Annotated in this window: 17 protein-coding genes and 2 tRNA genes; 11 read left to right on the forward strand and 8 right to left on the reverse strand. The window is 55.4% G+C overall.

Annotated elements, in window-relative coordinates; all coding sequences use genetic code 11:
* Positions 1-103 precede the first annotated feature (103 nt).
* Positions 104-1,462 (forward strand): APC family permease, encoded by a 1,359-nt coding sequence (locus V5P19_RS02375; protein WP_334399779.1) that lies wholly within the window; start codon positions 104-106, stop codon positions 1,460-1,462.
* Positions 1,463-1,525: 63 nt separating this feature from the next.
* Here V5P19_RS02375 and sbcB read toward each other — a convergent pair whose 3' ends face one another.
* Positions 1,526-2,953, reverse strand: coding sequence for an exodeoxyribonuclease I (gene sbcB, locus V5P19_RS02380; RefSeq protein WP_334401107.1), 1,428 nt, complete (start codon positions 2,951-2,953; stop codon positions 1,526-1,528).
* A gap of 201 nt (positions 2,954-3,154) precedes the next feature.
* On the opposite strand from sbcB, the gene dacD reads away from it, so the two are divergent.
* The 4 genes from dacD (at position 3,155) to V5P19_RS02400 (ending at position 6,553) form a co-directional block, all read left to right on the forward strand.
* The gene (dacD, locus tag V5P19_RS02385) at positions 3,155-4,327 is read left to right on the forward strand and encodes a serine-type D-Ala-D-Ala carboxypeptidase DacD (protein ID WP_334401108.1); all 1,173 of its coding nucleotides are present in this window, start codon (positions 3,155-3,157) and stop codon (positions 4,325-4,327) included.
* Between the two features lie 118 nt (positions 4,328-4,445).
* A complete protein-coding gene (sbmC, locus tag V5P19_RS02390) occupies positions 4,446-4,919 on the forward strand; it encodes a DNA gyrase inhibitor SbmC (RefSeq protein WP_334399781.1) in 474 nt (157 codons plus the stop codon).
* Between the two features lie 92 nt (positions 4,920-5,011).
* Positions 5,012-6,070, forward strand: coding sequence for an FUSC family protein (locus tag V5P19_RS02395; protein WP_334399783.1), 1,059 nt, complete (start codon positions 5,012-5,014; stop codon positions 6,068-6,070).
* Positions 6,071-6,217: 147 nt separating this feature from the next.
* Positions 6,218-6,553: a DUF496 family protein gene (locus V5P19_RS02400; RefSeq protein WP_334399785.1), complete on the forward strand. Its 336-nt coding sequence runs from the start codon at positions 6,218-6,220 to the stop codon at positions 6,551-6,553.
* A 111-nt stretch (positions 6,554-6,664) separates the two neighbouring features.
* Here the strand turns inward: V5P19_RS02400 and V5P19_RS02405 are convergent.
* A tRNA-Asn gene (locus tag V5P19_RS02405) sits at positions 6,665-6,740 on the reverse strand.
* A gap of 6 nt (positions 6,741-6,746) precedes the next feature.
* On the opposite strand from V5P19_RS02405, the gene V5P19_RS24700 reads away from it, so the two are divergent.
* The 3 genes from V5P19_RS24700 (at position 6,747) to V5P19_RS02415 (ending at position 8,535) form a co-directional block, all read left to right on the forward strand.
* Positions 6,747-6,839, forward strand: coding sequence for a DUF5951 family protein (locus V5P19_RS24700; protein ID WP_369077398.1), 93 nt, complete (start codon positions 6,747-6,749; stop codon positions 6,837-6,839).
* A gap of 62 nt (positions 6,840-6,901) precedes the next feature.
* Positions 6,902-8,356 carry a multidrug efflux MATE transporter EmmdR gene (emmdR, locus tag V5P19_RS02410; RefSeq protein ID WP_334399787.1) on the forward strand — a complete coding sequence of 485 codons (1,455 nt, stop codon included), beginning with the start codon at positions 6,902-6,904 and terminating at the stop codon, positions 8,354-8,356.
* Between the two features lie 103 nt (positions 8,357-8,459).
* Positions 8,460-8,535 (forward strand) — tRNA-Asn (locus V5P19_RS02415).
* A 141-nt stretch (positions 8,536-8,676) separates the two neighbouring features.
* On the opposite strand, the gene V5P19_RS02420 is transcribed toward V5P19_RS02415, so the two are convergent.
* From V5P19_RS02420 to shiA, 3 genes are all read right to left on the reverse strand, one after another.
* A complete protein-coding gene (locus V5P19_RS02420; protein WP_334399789.1) occupies positions 8,677-10,443 on the reverse strand; it encodes an aminopeptidase P family protein in 1,767 nt (588 codons plus the stop codon).
* A gap of 18 nt (positions 10,444-10,461) precedes the next feature.
* Positions 10,462-11,916 carry an AMP nucleosidase gene (locus tag V5P19_RS02425; RefSeq protein ID WP_334399791.1) on the reverse strand — a complete coding sequence of 485 codons (1,455 nt, stop codon included), beginning with the start codon at positions 11,914-11,916 and terminating at the stop codon, positions 10,462-10,464.
* A 74-nt stretch (positions 11,917-11,990) separates the two neighbouring features.
* Positions 11,991-13,307: a shikimate transporter gene (shiA, locus tag V5P19_RS02430; protein ID WP_334399793.1), complete on the reverse strand. Its 1,317-nt coding sequence runs from the start codon at positions 13,305-13,307 to the stop codon at positions 11,991-11,993.
* A gap of 254 nt (positions 13,308-13,561) precedes the next feature.
* Here shiA and pagP point away from each other — a divergent pair, with 254 nt between their 5' ends.
* Entirely contained in the window at positions 13,562-14,137 is a 576-nt protein-coding gene (gene pagP, locus V5P19_RS02435; protein ID WP_334399795.1) for a lipid IV(A) palmitoyltransferase PagP, read from the forward strand.
* On the opposite strand, the gene V5P19_RS02440 is transcribed toward pagP, so the two are convergent.
* The 3 genes from V5P19_RS02440 to V5P19_RS02450 are packed head-to-tail and all read right to left on the reverse strand — an operon-like array spanning position 14,134 to position 19,243.
* Complete coding sequence (locus V5P19_RS02440) at positions 14,134-15,099, reverse strand: acyltransferase family protein (protein ID WP_334399797.1); 966 nt, start codon at positions 15,097-15,099, stop codon at positions 14,134-14,136. The two genes, pagP and V5P19_RS02440, sit on opposite strands and share 4 nt — an antisense overlap.
* On the reverse strand, positions 15,096-18,158 hold the full coding sequence (locus tag V5P19_RS02445; protein WP_334399800.1) for an efflux RND transporter permease subunit: 3,063 nt from the start codon (positions 18,156-18,158) through the stop codon (positions 15,096-15,098). The genes V5P19_RS02440 and V5P19_RS02445 overlap by 4 nt, the downstream gene beginning before the upstream one ends.
* The gene (locus tag V5P19_RS02450; RefSeq protein ID WP_334399802.1) at positions 18,158-19,243 is read right to left on the reverse strand and encodes an efflux RND transporter periplasmic adaptor subunit; all 1,086 of its coding nucleotides are present in this window, start codon (positions 19,241-19,243) and stop codon (positions 18,158-18,160) included. The genes V5P19_RS02445 and V5P19_RS02450 overlap by 1 nt, the downstream gene beginning before the upstream one ends.
* A gap of 474 nt (positions 19,244-19,717) precedes the next feature.
* Here V5P19_RS02450 and V5P19_RS02455 point away from each other — a divergent pair, with 474 nt between their 5' ends.
* The gene (locus tag V5P19_RS02455; RefSeq protein ID WP_334399804.1) at positions 19,718-20,149 is read left to right on the forward strand and encodes a universal stress protein; all 432 of its coding nucleotides are present in this window, start codon (positions 19,718-19,720) and stop codon (positions 20,147-20,149) included.
* Between the two features lie 49 nt (positions 20,150-20,198).
* Positions 20,199-22,892 (forward strand): cation-transporting P-type ATPase, encoded by a 2,694-nt coding sequence (locus V5P19_RS02460; RefSeq protein ID WP_334399806.1) that lies wholly within the window; start codon positions 20,199-20,201, stop codon positions 22,890-22,892.
* Positions 22,893-22,925: the final 33 nt, after the last annotated feature.

Below are 22,925 nucleotides of genomic sequence, written 5' to 3' on the forward strand. Positions count from 1 at the left end.
GGATAGATATTTACTAAAATCCGACAGTTGTTGTCGCTGAGGAATACAGAAATGGGGCAATTTTTCGCTTACGTGGCGGTTTTCACCTTCAAGGAGAAAATTCATGTCGCATAACGCAACTCCAAACACCTCTCGCGTGGAATTACGTAAAACGCTTACGTTGATTCCGGTTGTTATGATGGGCCTTGCCTATATGCAACCGATGACGCTGTTCGATACATTCGGTATCGTATCAGGCCTTACGGACGGTCATGTTGCAACGGCGTACGCCTTTGCGCTGGTCGCTATTCTCTTTACAGCGCTGAGCTACGGTAAACTGGTTCGCCGTTTCCCGTCTGCAGGCTCTGCATACACCTATGCTCAGAAATCCATTAGCCCGGCGGTTGGCTTTATGGTGGGCTGGTCATCTCTGCTGGACTACCTGTTCATGCCGATGATCAACATTCTGCTGGCAAAAATTTACTTCGAAGCGCTGGTGCCTTCCGTACCGTCGTGGATCTTTGTTGTCGCGCTGGTGGCCTTTATGACCATCTCTAACCTGCGCAGCATTAAGACCGTGGCTAACTTCAACACCCTGATTGTTATTCTGCAGATGGGTATTGTTGCGGTTATCGTTGGCCTGATCATTTATGGCGTTTCTCATGGTGAAGGCGCTGGTACGCTCACCAGCACACGTCCGTTCTGGTCTGAAGGTGCGCATGTCGTGCCGATGATTACCGGTGCGACTATCCTGTGCTTCTCGTTCCTGGGCTTTGACGGTATCTCTTCTCTGTCAGAAGAGACCAAAGACGCTGAGCGCGTTATCCCGAAAGCGATTTTCCTGACTGCGCTGATCGGCGGCCTGATCTTTATCGGTGCATCTTATTTCCTGCAGCTGTACTTCCCGGACATCTCGCGCTTTAAAGATCCGGATGCGTCACAGCCTGAAATCATGCTGTACGTAGCAGGGAAAACCTTCCAGTGGGGCGTGCTGATCTTCTCCAGCGTGACCGTTCTGGCATCCGGTATGGCAGCGCACGCAGGTGTTTCTCGCCTGATGTACGTCATGGGCCGTGACGGTGTGTTCCCCACCCGCTTCTTCGGCTACGTGCATCCAAAATGGCGCACCCCGGCGTGGAACGTACTGCTGGTTGGCCTGATTGCGCTGCTGGCGATTAAATTCGACCTGGTGACCGCGACGGCGCTGATTAACTTTGGTGCGCTGGTGGCATTTACCTTCGTTAACCTCTCCGTGATCTCTCAGTTCTGGATCCGTGAGAAGCGCAACAAGACGCTGAAAGACCACTTCAACTACCTGGTGCTCCCGGTGTGTGGTGCGCTGACCGTCGGTGCGCTGTGGATTAACCTGGAAGAGAGCTCAATGGTTCTGGGTCTGATCTGGGGTGCTATCGGTCTGATTTACCTGGCCTGCGTGACCAAGAGCTTCCGCAACCCGGTTCCTCAGTACGAAGACGTCGCGTAAGCGCAACGCCTCAGGGCAAAAAAAACCGGAGATTTTCATCTCCGGTTTTTTTATATCTTCATTTCAGACTATCTCTTGCGCGTACTGGAACAGCGCTTTCAATAGCGTCTGCTTTTCTGCATCACCTTCATACTGGTTGTACAGCGACTCCAGCTCCTGAGCATAGCCGTGCAGGAATTCCGGCGTAAAGACGTTGCGACGATGCTGCAGCCAGCGTTCCTGCTCCGCTTCATCCAGCGTGCCGGGATAGTTGCGCGCGCGGTAATTAAACATCAGTTTTTCAATGCGCTTATCCGCAAAGGTGATATCCAGCGCCGGTAAGTTACGCGGGTCGGTTTGCAAAACGATATTCATGGCCGCGCGGTCGGCATCGCTAAAGAAGCCGTTATAGAGCTGCGCGTCGATGTTGTCAGAGGGCACAAAAGGCTCTGCCTCAGCGAAGATAGCCACCACTTTTTCACGCACCTGTGGATTGTCGCGCAGCACCTTGAGGTTATCCAGGCAGTGCTGACGGTTGATGCCGAGGCGGTCAGCATCTTCCGGACGCAGCGTGTTGGCCTGCGCAAGCACCGGACATTTGTTGATGTGCACCAGTTTGACAGGCACAGCAGGCAGATCGCCCAGTTCATTTTTCGGGGTATACAGCCGTTCACGTAACGTATCGCTGTCGAGTTCCAGCAGCGGTGCAATATCCCCAGCCAAATCGACCATGATGACCGCATTGCGGTTGTCAGGATGCCAGGCAAGCGGGGCGACCCAGCTGGTATTGCCGCGCCACGCCCCGAACATACCGGAAATATGCACCAGCGGTTTCATCTGCGGCACATCAATCAGGGTAGTGAGTTTCTGCTTGCTGCGGTGGCTCAGGAGATACTCAAACAGCCGCGGCTGAGCGGTTTTCACCAGCTTTGCCATTGCGATGGTAGCGTAGACGTCCGCCATCGCGTCGTGGGCATTGCTGTGCTCAATCCCGTTGGCGCGCGTCAGGTGTTCCAGCCTGAAGCTGGTCAGCCCTTCATCATTTTCAGGCCAGTTGATTCCTTCAGGGCGCAGGGCATAGCAGGCTCGCATAATGTCGAGCAAATCCCAGCGCGAGTTGCGGTTCTGCCAGCTCCAGGCGTAGGGATCGTAGAAGTTGCGGTAAAAAATATTGCGCGTGACTTCATCATCAAAACGGATGTTGTTGTAACCCACCACGCAGGTATTCGGGACGGTAAATAGCGCGTGGATACGTTGGGCAAACTCTGCTTCGTTAACCCCTTTTTCCCGCGCTTCCTGCGGCGTGATCCCGGTGACCATCACCGCGCCTGGCTGCGGCAGGTAATCATCGGCAGGTTTACAGTAAAAGACCTCTGGCTCGCCAATAATGTTGAATTCGTCGTCGGTACGGATGGCGGCAAACTGCGCCGGCCTGTCCAGCGCCGGATGAGTGCCAAAGGTTTCATAATCGTGGAACAAAAAAGTCGGGCGCGCGGCAGAGTCAGACACCAGTAATACCATCCTGTTTAACATTGACGCCGCTATGGTAAACCATCGTGATGGTCAGACCGAACAAAAAGCGCTTTTAGACATGAAATTTGCGCACCCCCTTCAGAGAAAAATATGCGGTCTGTCACATTTTTTTGCAATTAAGGCAGGTAACGACATCAGAACTCCCGTAAAAAGGTCAACGATTTTTAATGACCTGAGGATATACCGTTGAAACGCCGTCTGTTTATTGCTGTTTCTTTACTCGCTTCGAGTATCTCATCTGCGCTGGCTGCCAATCCGCTGGATTTTTCTCCGCAGCCGCCGGCTATTCAGGCCGGATCCTGGGTGCTGATGGATTACACTACTGGTCAGATCTTAACGGCGGGCAACGAACATCAACAACGTAATCCGGCAAGCCTTACTAAGCTGATGACGGGCTACGTCGTCGACCGCGCCATCGATAGCCATCGTATTACGCCGGATGACATCGTGACCGTTGGCCGCGATGCCTGGGCAAAGGGGAATCCGGTTTTTGACGGCTCATCGCTGATGTTCCTGAAAGAGGGCGACCGCGTATCGGTACGCGACCTGAGCCGCGGCCTGATTGTTGACTCCGGCAACGACGCCTGCGTGGCGCTGGCGGATCACGTAGCCGGGGGGCAGCCGCAGTTCGTCAATATGATGAACGACTATGTGCAAAAGCTGAATCTGCGCGAAACCCACTTTGAAACCGTACACGGACTGGATGCGCCGGGGCAGCACAGTTCTGCCTACGATCTTGCCGTGCTCTCCCGAGCCATAATTCACGGTGAACCTGAGTTCTATCATATGTATAGCGAAAAAAGCCTCACCTGGAACGGGATCACCCAGCAAAACCGTAACGGCCTGCTGTGGGATAAAACCATGAACGTGGATGGCCTGAAAACGGGACACACCTCTGGCGCAGGTTTTAACCTGATTGCTTCCGCAGTGGATGGTCAGCGCCGTTTAATCGCGGTAGTGATGGGGGCGGACAGTCCGAAAGGGCGCGAGGATCAGGCGCGCAAACTGCTGCACTGGGGGCAACAGAATTTCGATACTGTGCAGATCCTGCATAACGGTAAGAAAGTGGGAACAGAGCGTATCTGGTACGGCGACAAAGAGCAGATCGCGCTCGGCACCGATCAGGATTTCTGGCTGGCCTTACCGAAGGCTGAAGTGCCTAACATAAAGGCGAAGTACGTGCTGGATAAAAAAGAGCTCGAAGCGCCCATTGCGGCCCATCAGCGCGTCGGGGAGATTCAATTGTACGACCGCGACAAGGTGGTAGCGCACTGGCCGCTGGTGACGCTAGAAAGCGTTGATAAGGGGGGCCTTTTCTCCCGTCTGGGTGATTACCTGCATCATCATATTTAATCTTTGCGAGCAGACTGGCGGGGTTGCGAGTCTGCTCACATAATAAACACGTGTCCTTTGTCGATAATAGTCATTCTGCTTTATAGTGTATATATATACAGTAATAAACGGAGGCAGCATGGACTACAGCATCAAGCAGCAACAGAAACGTAAGATCGCTGGCTTTCACCTGGTCGGGCCGTGGGAAAAAACGGTCAAGCAGGGGTTTGAACAGCTGGTTATGTGGGTCGATGGCCGTCACATTGAGCCGCTGGAGTGGGTGGCGGTGTACTACGACAACCCGGATGAAGTGCCGGCAGAAAAATTACGCTGTGATACGGCCGTTACGGTGCCGGACGATTTCATCGTCCCTGACAACAGCGAAGGGGTAATGATGACGGAAATCGCCGCGGGGGATTATGCCGTCGCAACCGCGCGCGTTGAAAATTATGACTTCGCCACCCCGTGGTATCAGTTCTTTAACTCCCTCCTCGAAGACAACAAATATCAGATCGCCCCAAAACCGTGCTTCGAGCGTTATCTCAATGATGGCAACGCGGACGGCTACTGGGACATTGAGATGTATGTTGCGGTTGAGCACAAAGCGGGTTAGTCCTGGAAAAAACAGGGTTTTTCAGCCGGGTGTGATCCTCCCGGCTGAAAACACAGTACAATTGTGATTTGCCGCGTAGCTGGAGAGCGGGTGTGCGTCCCGACAAATCATTAACCCCATTTGAAATTCGGTTATATAAACATTATCGCGTGGTACATGGGTGCCGCATCGCGCTAGCGTTCGTTTTGACGTTCGTGCTGGTTCGTCTATTTGATGTGCCGGAAGGGACGTGGCCACTGATCACGCTGGTGGTCATCATGGGGCCTATCTCATTTTGGGGTAATGTGGTCCCGCGCGCCTTTGAGCGCATTGGCGGCACCGTGTTGGGCTCCGCGCTGGGGCTCATTGCCCTGAAGCTGGAGCTGATTTCGTTCCCTGTCATGCTGCTGTGGTGTGCTGCGGCTATGTATCTGTGTGGGTGGCTGGCGTTAGGCAAACGGCCCTATCAGGCACTGCTGATCGGCATCACCCTCTCCGTGGTGGTCGGCGCACCTGCCGGTGACATGACCACGGCCTTGTGGCGAAGCGGTGACGTCATTCTCGGCTCGCTTCTGGCGATGCTCTTCACGGGCATCTGGCCGCAGCGCGCTTTCCTGCACTGGCGTATTCAGATGGCAAATTACGTCACCGCGTTTAACCGCGTTTACCAGGCCGGATTTTCACCTAATCTGGTTGAGCGTCCACGTCTGGAAAAGCATCTGCAGAAAATCCTCAATGACGTAGTCAAAATGCGCGGGCTGATCGCGCCTGCCAGTAAAGAGACGCATATCCAGAAATCGATTTTTGAAGCCATTCAGACGGTAAGCCGCAATCTGGTCTGCATGCTTGAACTGCAAATCAACGCGCACTGGGCGTCGCGTCCCAGCCACCTGCTAATGCTCAACGCCCACACGCTGAAAGAGACCCAGCAAATGACGCAGCAAACGCTGCTTACCATCGCCCACGCGCTGTATGAAGGGAACCCGCAGCCGATACTGGCCAACAGCGAGCGTCTGACGGAAATCGTTGCTGAGCTCAAACAGCTGATGAATGAGCAGCAGGGGGGGAATGTGGCGGAAACCCCGATTCATGGCTATGTATGGTTGAGCATGGAGCTGGCGCGACAGCTTGAGCTGCTGTCGCATCTTATTTGCCGCGCGCTGCGCAAATAAAAAGCGTATGTGACCCCTGCTGCTTCGATTCAGCAGCAATTAGGGTTATGATAGTTTTAAACGATATACTCATTGTCATTCGCAGCCGCTGTCTGTTAAAACGGTTGCTTTAACGAATCCGAATCTCACATTATCAGGGGTATAAAAATGGAAACTACCAAGCCTTCGTTCCAGGATGTTCTGGAGTTCGTCCGCCTGTTCCGCCGCAAAAACAAGCTGCAGCGCGAAATCCAGGACGTGGAGAAGAAGATCCGTGACAACCAAAAACGTGTTCTGCTGCTGGATAACCTGAGCGACTACATCAAGCCAGGCATGAGCGTTGAAGCTATTCAGGGCATTATCGCCAGCATGAAGACTGACTATGAAGACCGCGTTGATGACTACATCATCAAAAACGCCGAGCTGTCTAAAGAGCGTCGCGATATCTCTAAAAAGCTGAAAGTGATGGGCGAAATCAAAACCGCCGAAGCAAAAAGCGAGTAATCGCAGCTGATTGCGAAAAAAGCTCTCTGGTGACAGAGAGCTTTTTTTATAGGCTGGGTAACCAAGCGCAGAAAAGCAAAAAGCCTGCTATAAAAGCAGGCTTTTTAAATTTGGCTCCTCTGACTGGACTCGAACCAGTGACATACGGATTAACAGTCCGCCGTTCTACCGACTGAACTACAGAGGAATCGGTGTGGAGGCATATGTTAGCGGCGAAAAAACTTTTGTCAAACCTGATCTTAGGCAAACGCGACTGATTGCCGATTCTGTCGACAGTTTGTTGTAAATCCAAACATATTTTTATGGAAAATACTTTGCAGGATATGCATTTCTACCTCATCATTTGAAATGGAGTTTCAACTTTTCTCGCTAAGGTCCATTTTGAACGTCACTGCCCCCCTGCGCCAGGCGATCATGCGCACGCCATGGTACGCAAAACGTAAAAGCTATCGTGTTCTGTTCTGGCGTGAAATCACCCCCCTTGCCGTGCCTATCTTCCTCGAGAATACCTGCGTCCTGCTGATGGGGGTCTTAAGCACCTTTCTGGTGAGCTGGTTGGGTAAAGAAGCCATGGCCGGGGTAGGGCTGGCGGACAGTTTCAACATGGTGGTGATGTCATTCTTTGCGGCCATTGACCTTGGGACGACGGTCGTCGTTGCCTTCAGTCTGGGTAAGCTGGATCCAAAGCGAGCCCGCGAGGCGGCGCGTCAGTCGCTGACGATCATGACCATTTTTTCGATCGTTCTGGCGGCAGTGATCCACTATTACGGCAAAGAGATTATCGACATCGTCGCAGGCGAGGCGACAAACGAGGTCAAAGGCCTGGCGCTGACCTATCTGGAGATGACGGTCCTGAGTTATCCCGCAGCAGCCATTGCCTTAATCGGTAGCGGCGCACTGCGCGGTGCGGGCAACACGAAAATTCCGCTGCTGATTAACGGCGGGATGAATATCCTGAACATTATCATCAGCAGCATCCTGATTTACGGCGTTTTTTCCTGGGATGGAATGGGGTTTGTCGGTGCGGGGCTGGGGCTGACTATCTCTCGCTATATCGGCGCGGCGGCGATCGTTGGCGTGTTGATGACCGGGATCACTCCGTCGCTGCGCCTGACGCTGAAAAGTTATTTCCGGCCCTTGAATTTTGCCATTATCTGGGAAGTGATGGGGATTGGTATTCCGGCCAGCATCGAATCGGTGCTGTTCAACGGCGGCAAGCTGCTCACGCAGATGTTTGTAGCCGGTATGGGCACTGACGTCATCGCGGGTAACTTTATTGCCTTCTCTATCGCGTCGCTGATTAACCTGCCGGGCAACGCGCTCGGTTCAGCGTCGACCATCATTACCGGTAAACGGCTCGGGAAAGGGCAAATAGGGCAGGCGGAACGTCAGCTGCGCCATGTTTTTTGGCTCTCGACCATTGGCCTGACGATGATAGCCTGGGGCACGGCACCTTTTGCCGGGCTGATGGCCTCGTTCTATACCCCTGAGCACGATGTAAAAGAGGTGGTTAAGATCCTGATTTGGCTGAACGCGCTGTTTATGCCGATTTGGGCTGCTTCGTGGGTATTGCCTGCCGGGCTGAAAGGGGCGCGTGATGCGCGCTTTGCGATGTGGGTATCGATGCTCGGCATGTGGGGGTGCCGCGTGGTGGCAGGCTACACGCTCGGGATCGTGCTCGGCATGGGCGTCGTGGGCGTCTGGCTAGGGATGTTCCTTGACTGGGCCGTGCGCGGCGCACTGTTCTACTGGCGTATGGTCAGTGGACGCTGGTTGTGGAAATATCCGCGGAAAAATGCCTGACAAATGCGCGAAATGGAGAATAAATCGGCAAACGGTCGAAATTCTGCATTCTGCCTTTGACATCAACGGGGAGCATCGATAATATGCGCCCCGTTCACACGATTCCTCTGTAGTTCAGTCGGTAGAACGGCGGACTGTTAATCCGTATGTCACTGGTTCGAGTCCAGTCAGAGGAGCCAAATTTAAAAAGCCTGCTTTTATAGCAGGCTTTTTGCTTTTCTACACAAGGTAAAAGCAAAACGGCAACCAAGTTGCCGTTTTAGTGTTTTCACCCTCTTCCATGGAAGAGGGATGGGGTGAGGGCACCAGACCGCGCGATGTTACACACAAATCGGCGCGGTCGCTTCTTCCAGCCACTGACGCGCATCGCTATTCACCCGCGGTGACAAGGCCTCACGTACCTGCTGGTGATACGCATCCAGCCACTGTTTTTCCTGCTCGTTTAACAGATGCAGTTCGACCTGACTCAAATCGATCGGGATTAACGTCAGCGAGGCAAACGTGCAGAACCCAGGGCGACTTTCGACTATTTCAACCTGATTCTCGATACGAATGCCGTGGCTGTCACCAAGATAGTATCCCGGCTCGATGGTCATGATATTGCCTGCCACCAGCGGCCATGGATTCACCTTCTTTGCGATGCGATGCGGGTTCTCGTGGATCAGCAGCTGATGCCCCACGCCGTGTCCGGTACCGTGATCGTAATCCAGCCCCATTTCCCACAGGGGACGGCGCGCGAACGCATCCAGCTGGTGTCCCTGAGTCCCGGACGGGAACTGCAGCGTGATCAGCGACAGAAAGCCTCTGAGCACGGCGGTATAGTGTAAACGCTGTTGCGCGTCGACCTTGCCCCACGCCAGCGTGCGCGTGGCGTCCGTGGTGCCATTATGATACTGGCCGCCGGAATCATTCAGATAAAAATGATCGTGCCCAATAGGCTTATTGCTGGCTTCACTTGAGTGATAGTGACACATCGCCGCATTGCTGGACGAGGCGGAGATCGTCTCAAAGCTCGGCTCAATAAAACCCGGCTGCTGTTCGCGAAAAGCAAGCTGCTTTGCCTGCACCTCAAGTTCCATCAAGGGATTTCCCGCCGCCTCACGCAGAGGCACTTCGCGGCTCAGCCAGGCGAGAAAATTGACCCATGCCGCGCCGTCCTGGTGGTGACACTCGCGATAACCCGCCAGCTCTACCGAATTCTTATTGGCTTTCATCAGGGTGATAGGGTCGGTTTGCCAAACAATCTCCCCCTGCGGCTCAATGGCAAAGCGCAGCGCTACGGGGGCGGAATCAGCATCGACCAGCACGCGCTTGCCCTGAGAAAGCGCTTTGCAGCGGGCGATAAACGCCTCCTGCGGCGCAAGGGTGAATGCGTTGCGCACGGCATCCGGTAATTCAACCAGCTTGCTGTCGTTAACAAACCATTCGACGCTACCGTCGCGTTTCAGAAGGGCAAAAGAGAGCGGGACCGGGCTGGTGGGGATGTCAGAACCCCGCACGTTCAGCAGCCAGGCGATATTATCCGGCAGCGTCACGGCCAGGACATCGGCATTTTTCTCCGCCAGCACGGCAGCGACGCGTCGACGCTTATCGGTGCTGCTCTCACCGCTTATTTCAACCGGCATTTCTCGGATCAATCCGGCGGGCGGTGCAGGGCGATCGCTCCAGATCGTATCAAACGGAGACCGATCAAGCGGCACCAGCTCGCACGGCGTCGCGGACAGCTGCATAAAGTCTGCGTTAGTCATCAGTAGCGCTTCAAAGCCGATGCGCGTGCCCGCCTCGACGTTTTTCGCCAGCCATTCCGCCAGCGGCTCGTTGTGCAGATGGTGGATCGCGATCTCATCCATATTGACCTGCACGCGGGCCTGAACCTGATAGCGCCCGTCGACGAAGAGCAGCGCTTTGTCTTTCAGCACCAGGGCCAGACCTGCAGACCCGTCGAAGCCCGTCAGCCAGGCCAGCTTTTCGTCGTAGGGCGCACAGTACTCGCTCTGCCAGGCATCGGCGCGCGGGACGATCATCCCGTCGAGATGATGGGCGTCCAGCCACTGGCGCAGGGCAGCTAACGGTGATGTGGTGTGCATGGTTCTTCCTTTTTATTATTAGCGGAATGGCGGCTCGTTAAAGGTACGCAGCTTGCGGGAATGCAGCTTGTCGCCCTCTGCCCGCAGTAAATCGATGGCGCGTATACCGATCTGCAGATGTTCGGAAATCGCCCCTTCGTAGAATCGGTTGGCCTGTCCAGGAAGCTTAATTTCCCCATGCAGGGGTTTATCGGATACGCACAGCAGCGTGCCGTACGGGACGCGGAAGCGATAACCCTGCGCCGCAATAGTGGCGCTTTCCATATCGATGGCCACCGCGCGGCTCAGGTTAAAACGCAGCGCCGAGGCGGAGTAGCGCAACTCCCAGTTACGATCGTCAGTGGTGACGACCGTGCCGGTACGCAGGCGCTGCTTAACCTCTTCGCCCGGCATGCCGCTCACCGCTTTGGTGGCGTCGTACAGCGCGCGCTGGACCTCGGCAATGCTTGGGATGGGAATATCCGGAGGAAGCACGGCGTCCAGCACGTGGTCATCACGCAGATACGCATGCGCCAGCACGTAGTCGCCAATGAGCTGGCTTTCACGCAGGCCGCCGCAGTGGCCAATCATCAGCCAGACGTCCGGGCGCAGCACCGCCAGGTGGTCGCAGATAGTTTTGGCGTTTGACGGGCCAACGCCAATGTTAATCAGCGTAATCCCCTGGCCGTCGGCGGTGACAAGGTGCCAGGCCGGCATCTGATGCTTCTTCCACGCCAGGTCGGAGATGGCCTGCTCCGGGGCTTCTGTTTCCGCGGTGATCCAGATCCCGCCCGCGCAGGAGAGGGCAACGTACGGGCTGTCAGGATCGAGAATCTGGCTACAGCCCCAGCTGACAAACTCGTCTACATAGCGGGTGTAGTTAGTGAACAGCACGAACGGCTGGAAATGTTCGGCTGGCGTGCCGGTGTAGTGGCGAAGGCGGGCCAGCGAGAAATCCACGCGGCGCGCGTCAAAGTGTGACAGAGGGGAAAATTCCGCCGGATGGTAGATCCCATCCGCCGTCTCATCGCCTATCTGCGAAAGCTCGGTGGTAGGGAAGTGACGCGTCAGCCCGGCGCTCATGGAACGGTCGAGCGTTAACGCCGACCCGTCAATCACGTACGGATACGGGATTTCATGGAGGGAAGGTTCAACCGAAATATGCGCGCCGTAGTCCTGGTAGAGCAGCGTAAGCTGTTCTTCGAGGTAAGGTCGGAACAGCGACGGGCGGGTCACGGTCGTGCTGTAACAGCCGGAGTGGGTGAAACGTGCATAGGCGCGGGTTTTCGGCGTGTTGCTGGCGCTGCCGTCCCAGGTGACAGAGAGTGACGGATAAACAAAAAGGCCCTGACTTCTGGCCTTCTCATCGGGAAGCTTCCCTGTTTCAATGTATTCGCTAATGGCGCTGCGCAGCGCGTTGACGGACTGTTCATACAGCGCGTCGAGTTTTTCCAGCGCCTGAGCCGGGGTCAGGCTGGAGCCCTTATTATTCATGTCTGTCTCCTTGTTCCACAGGTGTCCGAGTACTCGATAGTATGTCACTCGCCTGTGAAACAAAAGTGAGGAGATCAGCCGTGAGGGGTCTCTTTCATAAAGAGCGCCGTCGCCGCCGACAGCAGGCAGCCAGCGAGCAAATAGATCGCCACGCTGTGCCAGTTTCCGCCAGAGAAGGTCACCAGCGCGGCGGCAATAAACGGCGTAAACCCGCCGCCGACCACGCTGGCCACCTGATACCCCACGCCCGCCCCGCTGTAGCGATAGCTGGCGCCGAACAGTTCGGTAAACATGGGCTGCTGCACGCACACCACCATGTCATGGGCGATGTTGGCGAGCATGATCGCAAAGAACACAATCCAGAAGAGGGACTGCGCTTCGAGGGCCATAAAGAACGGCCAGGCGCTGAGCGTACCAATCAGTGCCCCGGTGATGTAAACGCGACGGCGACCAAAGCGGTCTGCCAGCCACGCAAAGCAAGGGATGGTCAGACAGCTGATCCCGCCCACCAGTAGGCCAATATTCAGGAATAGCTCACGCGGTAAACCGAGATTTTGCGTTGAATAGTTCAGCGCAAAGGCGGTCACGATATACATCGTCAGCAGTTCGCACAGGCGCAGGGCAATGATTTTCAGAAAAGCGCCAGGGTGCTGCGCCAGCGCTTCCATCACCGGCAGCCGTTTTTTGGCGACCGGTTTTTCCTGCTGTTGCCGTTCAAATTCAGCCGACTCTTCCATGCCGTTGCGGATCCACAGCGCGGCGATGACCAGCACAATGCTAAAGATGAACGGAATACGCCATCCCCAGCTCAGGAACTGCGCGTCGGTCGTCAGCTGGCTGATCAGCGATACCAGGCCAGTAGAGAGCAAAAGGCCAACGCCGTAGCCCACCTGTACGCCGCTGCTGTAAAACGCCTTCTTGTTTTTCGGCGCGCTCTCGACCGACAACAGCGCCGCGCCACCCCACTCACCGCCTACGGCAAAGCCCTGAATTGCGCGTAGCGTCACCAGCAATACCGGTGCCCACCAGCCAATGGTGGCAAACGACGGCAAAATGCCGATAAGCGCAGTGGCGATCCCCATCATCCAGACGGTGAGCATCAGCATGCGTTTGCGGCCAAGTCGGTCGCCGAAGTGGCCGAAAATTACCCCGCCGAGCGGGCGAAACAGAAAGCCGACGCCAAACGTGGCAAACGCGGCAAGGGTGCCCATCGCCGGGCTTATCTGCGGGAAGAATTCACGGTTAAAGACCAGCGCGGCGGTAATGCCATAGAGCAGAAAGTCATACCAGTCGACGACGGCACCCGCGAAGCTGCCAAGAGCGGCACGGCGGGCACGATTGAGCGAAGGTGTCTCCTCGTTGGGACGATCGGAGATGAGGGTGGTGTCCATAGTTGTCCTGTCTGTACTGATTTTTAATTATTGGTATAAGAAAAGGTCACTCACATAACTCCCGTCATATAAACGGAACGTATGAGACTACCGCGGCAGGACGCGCGTGAAAACGATTTTATGTTTCCCGAAGGTGCTGAATAAATAATTTTCATCTTCTCCCTACCAACATTAATTTGTTCGTTTGGCTCCGGTTAGTGCTGAATGGTTTACAGTAATAGTGACGCTGCGTGACTTAAGCTGAGGGAATAACTATGCAACGCACCTTTCCGGCACTCTGTTTTATCCTGTTTTTATTTGCTTCGCCGCTTCGGGCTGAACCTACCGTCTATGGCGAACAGCGCATTAGCCGCTGGTGGGATTCCCTGACTGACGATATTTCCCAGACCTGGGAACAGCCAGATCGTTACGATCTCTATCTGCCGTTTTTAAGCTGGCATGCCCGCTTTATGTATGACAAAGAAAAAACGGACAACTATAACGAAATGCCGTGGGGCGGCGGGCTTGGCGTATCGCGCTATAACGAAGAGGGCAACTGGAGCGCGCTTTTCGCCATGATGTTCAAAGACTCGCACAACGAATGGCAGCCCGCGATGGGCTATGGCTGGGAGAAGGGCTGGTATCTGGATAATGCCAAAGATTTCCGTCTGGGCCTGGGCGCGGCGGCCGGCATCACGGCGCGCGACGACTTTGCTAACTATGTGCCGCTGCCGTTTATCTTCCCGCTGTTCTCTGCCGGATATAAGCGCGTCACCGTTCAGTTCACTTATATTCCAGGAACCTACAACAACGGTAACGTGCTCTTTGCCTGGCTGCGCTTAGGCTTTTAAAGGGTAATCACCTTTTTGGCCACCGCATTAGAGAGGACCAGCAGAGAGAACAACACCGAGGTGATGAACGTGAGCACGATCAGCGCCAGCTTCGTGCCGAGGGACGTCACCGGTATCAGCGCCGTCAGCAGATGAAACACCGAGTAATGCATAATATAGACGCCGGTCATCGTTTTGCTGACGGCGGCCAAAATGGCCTCTTTGAATTCGGCGTTGCGGCGAAAGCGCACGCCATTCGCCGCAATCACCAGCACAATAATCAGGATATAGATCTGCGAGCCGGTAAGAATAAAGGCGTTTCTGTCCGCCTTGAATAAGGCGAAAAAGAAGTGACGCTCGTAAAACCAGGTGAAGAGATAGATAAACGGGATGGCGACAACGGCCGTCCTGACCACATTTTTGCGGCTTATCCACTCCGCGACGATCGGGTCGCAGAAGAGCTGCCCAGTCAGATAAAACAATAGCCACGTCCACAACCGGTACTGCGGCGAAAGCGAAAGCACGTGCGTATCTGGGTAAAGCGCAGACAGCAGATCGTAGCCGTACGAAAAGATCAGCAGCACGGCAATCACGCCGCAGAATAGTGCGAGCCGCTGGCTTAGCCATTCCACAACCGGATGGAAGGTATAAATCACGATAAACGAGAACACAAACCAGGGTTGAATGAGATACCCGCGCTGGTATGGTTCCCAAAGGTAATAGAGGGTTATCCAGAACAGAAAGATGGTGATCAGGCTTTTAATTTTCCCCAGCTGCCAGCGAGCGCCGTGGCGGGACTGTCCATCGAGATAGCCAGACACCACAAAGAACAGCGGCGTGGCGATGGTCGAAATAAAGGTTAAAAACCCCAGGATCCAGTGATAGTCATAATCATAATGATCCCAGGTGTTGTAGAGGGTGAAAAAGGTTACCGCCGTCATACAGCCCAGCGTCTTAATAATATTTAGCCCTGTCGCATTCATTGTTGTTCAGCTTTGTCCTTACGATGGAAGCACGCATAAATCACGGGAAGTACCAGCAGCGTCAGGATTGTAGCAAACCCAAGTCCAAACATAATCACAACAGCCATGCTCTGGAAGAAAACGTCCAGCAGAAGGGGGGCCAGCCCCAGGACGGTGGTGAAGGCGGTAAGCAGGATAGGGCGCAGGCGCGAGGTGGCCGCGTAGAGTATTGCCTCATGCTGGTTTTTCTGCGTTTTTTGCTGTTCAATTTCTTCCACCAGCACAATGCCGTTGCGGATCAGCATCCCGCTCAGGCTTAACAGACCAATCAGCGCCATAAAGCCGAAGGGGATGCCGGTGATTAAAAAGCCTGGCGTGACGCCGATCAGCGCCAGCGGCACGGTCAGCCAGATGGCGACGGCATTCTTCACCGAACTGAACATCAAAACGGTAATGACGAACATCACCAGGTAGCCTATCGGCAGCGTGGTGAAGACCCCTTGCTGCGCCTCGCTGGAGTTTTCCGCATCACCTCCCCATTCAATGCTGTAGCCATGGGGCAGCGTGAGGGCGTCAATTTGCGGCTTCACGCGGGTAACAATATCACCGGAGGTCTGCTGGCTCAGCGGGTCAGGATCGGTCTGAACGGTCAGCACGCGCGAGCGGTCGCGGCGCAGAATTAACGGATCTTCCCATTCCAGCGCGAAACTGCTCACCACGTTGCTCAGCGGAATGTATTGCTGCCGGTTCTGGCTCCAGACCAGCACGTTGTTAAGGTGGTTAGCATCCAGACGTTCACTTTCCGGCGGGCGCACAACCACGGGCAGCAGGTCGCTCCCTTCGCGATAAAGCCCCGCGCGGCTGCCGGAGAAATTCATCTCCAGCGCGTTATCAACATCCTGTTTATCCACGCCGAGCTCACGGCCCAGCGCGGCGACATATTGCGGCCTGATCACCTTGCTGCGGTTTTGCCAGTCATTTCTGACGCTGCCCGTTGCCGGATCGCGGGTGAGGATATCGTCCACCTGGCTGGCAATCAGGCGCAGCCGGTCGGGCTCCGGCCCCTTAATGCGGACCTCGATCGCGCTGTCGCCGGAGGGGCCAAACATCACGCGCTTGGTGCTGGCGTTAACCTGCGGGTAGTTCCGCGCGATGTACTCATCAACATGGCGGGTGAGGGCAGAGATATTGCGCTGATCGTCCATCCTCACCATGATTTGCGCATAGTTGCTGTACTGGCGCTGCCCGCTGTAGGTCAAAATAAACCGCATACTCCCCTGGCCAATGGTCGAGACGGTGGTTTCCACCCCCGGCTGGCCGTTAATCGTTTTCTCGATATCGCTGGTCATCTGCTCGGTCCATTTGATATCGGTTCCGTAAGGCAGCCACAGATCGACAAAGAATATTGGCGTGTTGGATGACGGGAAGAAGTTTTGCCGCACGGATCCAAACCCCCAGACGGCGGCGGCGAGCAGGGCCGCCATGACGATGAGCGTCGGGGCTTTGTGCCGCAACAGCGCGTTCAGCAGGCTCTGATAGACCCGATAAATGCGTTTATCGTAGGGATCCGCATCGTCCGTTTTCTCGGGCGCAGAATCGTTTTTAAACAGCCACCACTTAATCAGCACCGGCGTGATGGTGAGCGCTGAAAACCAGCTCAGCATCAGCGAAATCAACAGCACCTGGAACAGCGATTTACAGTATTCACCGGTGGAGTCCTGCGACAGCCCAATCGGCGCAAACGCCAGAATGGCGATAACCGTCGCCCCCAGCAGCGGCAGCGCCGAACGCCGAATGATGTAATTGACGGCGGTCAGCAGCGGCGAGCCCTGCTGTCGGGCCACCAATACCCCTTCGACAATCACGATGGCGTTATCCACCAGCATGCTGAGCGCGATAATCAGCGCCCCGAGCGAGATGCGCTGCAGCTCAATGCCCCAGAGATACATGATAAGCAACGTGCCCAGCACGTTCAGCGCCAGGGAGAAGGCGATGATGATGCCGCTGCGTACGCCCATGAAGATCAGCAGCACGCCGATAACAATCGCCAGCGCCATCAGGAAGTTAATGATAAAGCCGTTAACCGAGTGGCCGACCTCTGCAGCCTGATCGTAGAACAGGTCGATATGGATGCCCGCCGGCTTCTCCGCCGACATCTGCTGCAGCTTCGCCTCCAGCGCATGCCCCACGTCGATGACGTTCACGCCAGGAATAAACGAGACGCCCATGGTAACGGCCTTTCTGCCGTTGGCATGGTAGATGCTGGCCGGTGATTCATTCAGCCCGCGCGACAGGGTGGCGATGTCGCGCAGGCGCGTCGCCGCCCCGGTGCCTGACGGGGTGATAATCAGATCGGCCAACTCATCGATATTCTCAAATTCACCCGTTGGGTGCAGGCGGATGGACTCGGTGCCGGACGTAATTTCCCCCGCGCTGGAGACCACGTTCAGCCTGCTCAGCAGGGCGGAAAGGTGGTTCAGCGTAATGCCGCGGGCGGCCATTTTGGTGAGCGAAATATCGATGTTGATCTGTTGGGTAATGGCGCCACCGATGGCGACCTTTCCGACGCCGGGAACGAGGATCAGCTCGCGACGCAGCTGCTCGGCATAACGGACCAGCTCAGGATTGCTAAATTCATCTCCGGAAATGGCAAAGAAAAAGCCGAACACATCACCAAAATCATCATTCACAAAAGGCGTCACCACGCCCGGCGGAAACTGACGAGACGCATCCCCCACGCGGCGGCGCAGCTCATCCCAAATTTGGGGCAGTTCATTCGAGTGATAGCGCGAGGCGATATTGACGGTGATTTGCGACAGGCCGTTGGAGGAGATAGAGCTTACGTTATCGAGGTAAGGTAGTTGCTGAAGGGCATTTTCCAGCGGCAGCGTCACCTCTTCCTCCACCTGCTGAGCCGATGCGCCGGGATAATGGGTAATCACCACCGCGGTTTTGATGGTGAAGGCCGGATCTTCCAGCCTGCCAATATTCAACAGGGCAAAAATCCCCCCAAGGCCAAGCAGCAGGATGGTCAGCCAGACGCGAATGGGGTTATTGATAAACTGGCGAGAGATATCCATTAGAGTCCCCGTTCACGCGTCCAGATGCGAACCGGCTGGTTAGCATGAAGCTCCCCAACGCCTGCGGCCACCACGCGTTCACCGGCGGTCAGCCCTTGGGTAATCACCACCCCTTCGGTGCTCACTTGACCCACGGTGACCTTGCGGTCCTCCAGGTGCAGCGCGTCGCCTTTACCCGCTACCACCCAGACGTGAGGCTCATTGCGTGGGCGATTATCCGGATTGAAAACGGCTTCTACCGGTACCACCAGCGCCTGGCTGCCCGTACCTGCCGGAAGATTGGTTAAGTTGATGGTGACGGTGCCGCTCACGCCGCCGACAGCAGGGAAATCGTCCGGCCGCGGCATGGTTAAAATGACCTGCCAGGTCAGCGTATTGCTGTCGCTGCTGCCGGAATGTTCTTTATAGACGGCGGTGAATTCGCGGTCCGGGAAGGCGTTAATCCTGACGACGGGGCGATACTGGGCGTTGCGGATATCCAGCGTTTTAAACAGATTTTCAGGGATGCTGAATACCACGTCGAGCAGGTCTGTGCGGGTCAGGGTCGCAATGGGCTGGCCGGGAGACACCACCTGATGGTTACGCACGTGTACGCTTGCCGCGGTGCCGCTAAAGGGGGCGACGAGCGTCATCTGGTTTAACTCCTCACGGGCGATCTGCAGCGCCGCATTCGCCGAGTCGCGATTGGCGCGCTGGACGTCCATCTCGGCTTTAGAAATAGCCTGACGTCCCGCCAGCGTCTGGAAACGATCGAACTGCCGTTGAGCAAGCGTCGCGGCCGTCTGCCTGTCATTCACGCGCTGCTGTGCTTCGCGGGCGTTCAGCCTGGCAAGCTGTTGCCCCTGTTTGATGACCGCGCCCTGGCGTATGTCGAGGGCTTCGATTTGTCCCGCGCGTTTGAAGGAGAGATCGGTGGCGTCGCCCGATTCTATTCGCGCGGGAAAGACGCGCTGCTGGGCATTGCCGGGGGCAACCACCTCCGCCACTTTTACCATGCGCGGCAGCGGGGCGGCTTGCTCGGGTTTAGGGTCGCACGCCGTCAGCGAGAGAATAACGAAAGGCAGAAGAGAGACGTAGCGGTTCACTGTATTCCCCTGATAAAAAACTGTTTTAGTTATTCCCTCACAAACGCCGGGGCAACACTATTATGCTAGCGCGGAGACGACCATATAGGTAAATAGACCAATCGCCGTGCTGGCGATAATGGCAAGCGCAATAAATAAGCCAAGGCGCATCAAGCTTAATCCGTACATGCATTCCTCCATGAGTTGGGTACCTGACTATGAGCATAGTCGGTGAAAAAATAAATGTTAAATAACCATTATTAGTGGTGAGTGAGACGGCAGCCAAAAACGCCCGTACAGAAGGCTTCTGCATGAAATAACATCATGATAATTAAAAAAATTAACGATGATGGGTTAATCCTGATATTCCTGTGCTACGTTTAATATCATTCATCTCTTTTTCCCGTAACTGGCATTGAAGCGAAATCCCCCGCGTTTGATGCGTTCTCTTCTGGTTCACTCACTATTGTATTGGTTATAAAAAGGATGCTCGATATGTATAAAAAAATTTTGGTACCGGTGGATGTCTACGAGACAGGCCTGGCAGACAAAGCGTTGCAGCATGCGCAGTTTCTGGCAAAAAGTGCGTCGGCGGAGATTCACTTGCTGCACGTCATGCCAGCGTTTTCTGCCGAACTGACGCGCGGCTTTATTTCAGATGCGCGAAAGATGGATGAATATATGATTAATAATTCAAAAGAAAAACTCGCCGCGCTGGTCAAAAAACTGAATCTGCCGCAGGAGCATGTTCATATTCATGTTCGCAGCGGTAACATCCGCGATGAAGTCATTAAGCTGGCAGATGAGCTAGGCGCCGGGGCGATTATTGTGGGGTCGCGAAACCCGAATATTCAAACGCATCTATTAGGGTCTGAAGCAGCGAGTATCGTGCGTTACGCCCACGTACCTGTTTTCGTTATTCGTTAATGGCATGAAAGCTAGGTGATTTCTGAGAAAAGAATCTGAGGAAGGCACGATGAAAACAGAAAAGCCTGACCGTCCGTATTATCAACAAACGGTTGACGAAACGCTGGCAAATATTCACTCTACGCCGGACGGACTGAGCAGTACAGAGGCAGCCGCCAGGCTCCAGCAATATGGCGAGAACGCCTTACCCCAAAAACCGGGCAAGCCTGCCTGGCTTCGCTTTTTGGCCCACTTTAATGATGTGCTGATTTACGTTCTGCTGGCGGCCGCGCTGCTGAAGCTGATCATGGGTCACTGGGTGGATATGTTTGTGATCCTTGGGGTCGCTATCGTAAACGCCCTCATTGGTCACGTGCAGGAAAGCAATGCTGAAAAATCGCTGCAAAGCATCCGCAATATGCTCTCCAGCGAAGCTGTGGTCATCAGACAGGGCACGCATGAAACGGTACCAACGACGGCGCTGGTGCCCGGGGATATCGTGGTTATCCGCGCCGGGGACCGTATTCCAGCCGACCTGCGCGTCATCGAGGCGCACAATCTTCGCGTGGAGGAGGCCATCCTGACCGGTGAATCGACCGTCGTCGAGAAAAACACCGACGCGTTGAGCGGGGAGCTGCCGTTAGGCGATCGGTATAACCTGCTCTACTCCGGGACTACGGTCAGCTCCGGCGGCGGGAAAGGGCTGGTGGTCGCAACCGGGGGCGATACGGAGCTTGGCCACATCAATCAGATGATGTCGGACATTGAGAAGCACCGCACGCCGTTAATGGTGCAAATGGATAAGCTCGGCAAGGCCATTTTTATCACCATTCTGGTAATGATGGTGGCGCTGTTTGTCTTCAGCCTGATATTCCGTGATATGCCCGTTTCAGAGCTGGTGCTGTCACTCATCAGCCTTGCGGTGGCGGCGGTGCCGGAAGGGTTACCGGCCATTATCTCCATCATCCTCTCGCTGGGCGTACAGGCCATGGCCCGTCGCAAGGCCATTATCCGTAAGCTGCCCACCGTTGAAACGCTGGGTGCGATGACGGTGATCTGCTCGGATAAAACCGGCACCCTGACGATGAATGAAATGACGGTGAAAGCGGTGATTACCGCCGACACCACCTACCGCGTGGAGGGTGACAGCTACGAGCCGGTGGGCAACATTCATCCGGTAGACGATCTAACGCCCGTCACCGTGACCCAGGGCTCCTTACTGGAGCGCTATCTGCGCACGGTTGACCTCTGTAATGACAGCCAACTGATTAAGGACGATCAGGGACTCTGGAAAATTACCGGTGGGCCGACCGAAGGGGCGCTGAAGGTGCTGGCAGCAAAAGTCACGCTGCCGGCGATCGAAACCGAAATGCGCAGCAAAATACCCTTCGATTCTCAATATAAATACATGTCTACGCTGTATCGCCTGGGTGACGAAGAGGTCATTTTAATTACCGGCGCGCCGGACGTCCTGTTCCGCCTCTGTCAGTTCCAGCAGACGGACGCTGGGCTACAGCCGTTCAATCTTTCCTACTGGGAAGGGAAGATTGAAGAGTATGCCCGCGAGGGGCTGCGCATGGTGGCGGCGGCCTGGAAACCGGCTGCCAGCGGGCAACGCGAGCTGGATCATTCGGACTTGCAGGATGGCGTTATTTTGCTGGGGGTTGCCGGCATGATGGATCCTCCGCGCCCGGAAGCCATCACCGCCATTGCCGACTGTCTGCAGGCCGGTATTCGCGTGAAGATGATCACCGGCGACCACCCGCAAACGGCGATGAGTATTGGCCAGATGCTGGGTATTGGCAATGCGGCCAGCGCCATCACCGGACGCGAGCTGGAGGCAATGGACGACCATCAGCTGAGCGAAGCCGCGCAAAAATACGACATCTTTGCGCGCACCAGCCCGGAGGATAAATTCCGCCTGGTGCAGGCGCTGCAAAGCAAGCAGGAAGTGGTGGGGATGACCGGGGATGGCGTGAACGATGCTCCGGCGCTCAAACGGGCAGACGTCGGGATCGCCATGGGGATTAAAGGCACCGAGGTGACCAAAGAAGCTGCCGATATGGTGTTAACCGACGACAACTTCGCCACCATTGCCAGGGCGGTTCACGAGGGGCGTCGCGTTTATGACAACCTGAAAAAAACCATTCTGTTTATTATTCCCAGCAACATTGCTCAGGCGTTGCTGATCATCATTGCGCTGTTGGCGGGCAACCTTATCCCATTGACGCCGGTGCTGATCCTGTGGATGAACATGGCAACATCGGCGACGCTTTCCTTTGGTCTGGCGTTTGAAGCGGGCGAGAAGGACATCATGAGCCGGCCACCGCGCAAGTCGAATCTGCACGTGATGGACGGTTTTGCCATTTGGCGCGTGGCGTTTGTCGGCCTGATGATTGCCATCAGCGCCTTTGTGCTGGAAGCCTGGCTACAGCCGCGCGGCTACTCGCCGGAATTTATCCGTACCGTTCTGCTGCAAACCCTGGTGACCGCACAGTGGTTCTATATGCTGAACTGCCGCGTGTCGGATGGCTTCTCCCTGAGCAAAGGCCTGCTGGCTAACAAAGGGATCTGGATCGTTACCGGCGTGCTGCTGGCGCTGCAGCTGCTCATTATCTACGCGCCGTTTATGCAGGTACTTTTTGGCACCGAAGCGCTTCCGTTCCGCTACTGGGTCATCACCTTCCTGATTGGTTTCGTGATGTTCCTGATTGTCGAAGTGGAAAAACCGCTAACCCGCAGATGGCGTAAAACCGCAGCGTAATAGCGTAAACTGAAAAAGCCTGCTTAACTGCAG

It is taken from the genome of Enterobacter sp. UNJFSC 003 (assembly GCF_036903355.1).
Classification (GTDB): Bacteria; Pseudomonadota; Gammaproteobacteria; order Enterobacterales; family Enterobacteriaceae; genus Enterobacter.

Bases quoted from the DNA above. Each gene is read 5' to 3' on its own strand.
- V5P19_RS02375 (WP_334399779.1), top strand. From the start codon at position 104: ATGTCGCATAACGCAACTCCAAACACCTCTCGCGTGGAATTACGTAAA.
- sbmC (WP_334399781.1), top strand. From the start codon at position 4,446: ATGGACTACAGCATCAAGCAGCAACAGAAACGTAAGATCGCTGGCTTT.
- V5P19_RS02400 (WP_334399785.1), top strand. From the start codon at position 6,218: ATGGAAACTACCAAGCCTTCGTTCCAGGATGTTCTGGAGTTCGTCCGC.
- emmdR (WP_334399787.1), top strand. From the start codon at position 6,902: ATGGAGTTTCAACTTTTCTCGCTAAGGTCCATTTTGAACGTCACTGCC.
- V5P19_RS02420 (WP_334399789.1), bottom strand. From the start codon at position 10,443: ATGCACACCACATCACCGTTAGCTGCCCTGCGCCAGTGGCTGGACGCC.
- V5P19_RS02425 (WP_334399791.1), bottom strand. From the start codon at position 11,916: ATGAATAATAAGGGCTCCAGCCTGACCCCGGCTCAGGCGCTGGAAAAA.
- shiA (WP_334399793.1), bottom strand. From the start codon at position 13,307: ATGGACACCACCCTCATCTCCGATCGTCCCAACGAGGAGACACCTTCG.
- pagP (WP_334399795.1), top strand. From the start codon at position 13,562: ATGCAACGCACCTTTCCGGCACTCTGTTTTATCCTGTTTTTATTTGCT.
- V5P19_RS02440 (WP_334399797.1), bottom strand. From the start codon at position 15,099: ATGAATGCGACAGGGCTAAATATTATTAAGACGCTGGGCTGTATGACG.
- V5P19_RS02445 (WP_334399800.1), bottom strand. From the start codon at position 18,158: ATGGATATCTCTCGCCAGTTTATCAATAACCCCATTCGCGTCTGGCTG.
- V5P19_RS02455 (WP_334399804.1), top strand. From the start codon at position 19,718: ATGTATAAAAAAATTTTGGTACCGGTGGATGTCTACGAGACAGGCCTG.
- V5P19_RS02460 (WP_334399806.1), top strand. From the start codon at position 20,199: ATGAAAACAGAAAAGCCTGACCGTCCGTATTATCAACAAACGGTTGAC.